The organism is Streptomyces sp. NPDC002130 (assembly GCF_040296465.1).
In the GTDB taxonomy this organism is placed as follows: Bacteria; Actinomycetota; Actinomycetes; order Streptomycetales; family Streptomycetaceae; genus Streptomyces.
In genome coordinates this window covers 1-1,078 of record NZ_JBEOXI010001203.1, presented here as the reverse complement: position 1 = coordinate 1,078, position 1,078 = coordinate 1, and the positions used below count along the sequence as shown (strand labels likewise).

Annotated in this window: 1 protein-coding gene and 1 pseudogene; both read right to left on the bottom strand. The window is 62.6% G+C overall.

Annotation, left to right across the window (positions count from 1 at the left end):
• A partial coding sequence (locus tag ABT116_RS49645) for a hypothetical protein (protein WP_351648316.1) occupies positions 1 to 260 on the bottom strand: 260 nt, incomplete at its 3' end.
• A 731-nt stretch (positions 261 to 991) separates the two neighbouring features.
• Positions 992 to 1,078 (bottom strand): annotated as a pseudogene (locus ABT116_RS49640) (Dabb family protein); the annotation flags it as partial.

The following is a 1,078-nucleotide window of genomic DNA, read 5'->3' as shown; positions in this document are numbered from 1 at the left end:
GGCGACGTCGGTAGGTCCGGATGGAAACGGTGCATCGACGAGGCCGCACGAATTTCCAGATTGCCACCCGAAATGCTCGGCAGGACAGGAAGGGACTCCCGGAACGGTTCCAGCCGGGGAGATGGAAGTTGGAACGGGCGCAGCGGATCGACATCAGGAGGTCGAGCCGTCGCAGATCCAGCGGACAATGCGCTCAGTCCAGCCAGCAGGCCCAGCCCTTGAACAAACGATCGGCGACGGATCTTGTGCGACTCGTCCACTCACGGCCCCCTCACGCTGACGGCATCCGGAGCGGGTTACCCGCGTGCTCGCACGGTCAAACACCGACCACCTTCTCCAACCAAGGTTTGAGGATGGGTAGAACATGAGCCGGTTGCATTGCCTGCGTGTGATCCAGACCGTCGAGTACCTCGATATCCCACCCTGCCGACCGAACGGCGTCGAGGTCGAAATCGGCCGGCGCGACCCGTACCCCACCCCATCGGTCACCGTACTCGATGACGTCTTGCGAACCGACGAAACACATTCGCGGACATAGGATGCGCTCTTGAATCGTTCGATCGTCGAATTCACCAAGTGCGCGGTACAGCGTCACGAACTGCCGGGTCTGCGCTTCGGTCAATGCAATGTCGATGGAGTTCCAATCGAACTCGTCCGGCGATGCCGTGGACTGCAATGAGGACTGGGGCGGTTCGCTCGCCATGCGATGTGTCGCTTCGGTGACCTGGAGCATTGCCTTGTACGGCCCATCCACCGGCGGGAAACCGCCCATGACCAGTGCGGTCAGACGATGGGTGCGCAGCGCCAACTGCAACCCACACACAGCCAGCCAGGAGTATCCGTAGTAGGCGAAGTGATCGATGCCAGCAGCATTCGCCACGGCCAGAAGATCTGACGCGATCTTGTCGGGAGTGAGCGTGTCCGGAGCAGGCGACGCCATCCGGTGCCCTTCGTAATCGAAGGCAACCACGGTGAAATTCGGCCGCGGGCCCCAGAAACGGAGCTCCGGAATCTTGTCGCCGAGCGCGCGGAAGGCCTCGACGCCCTCCACGACCCGGGGGTCGTCGCGCTCGACGCC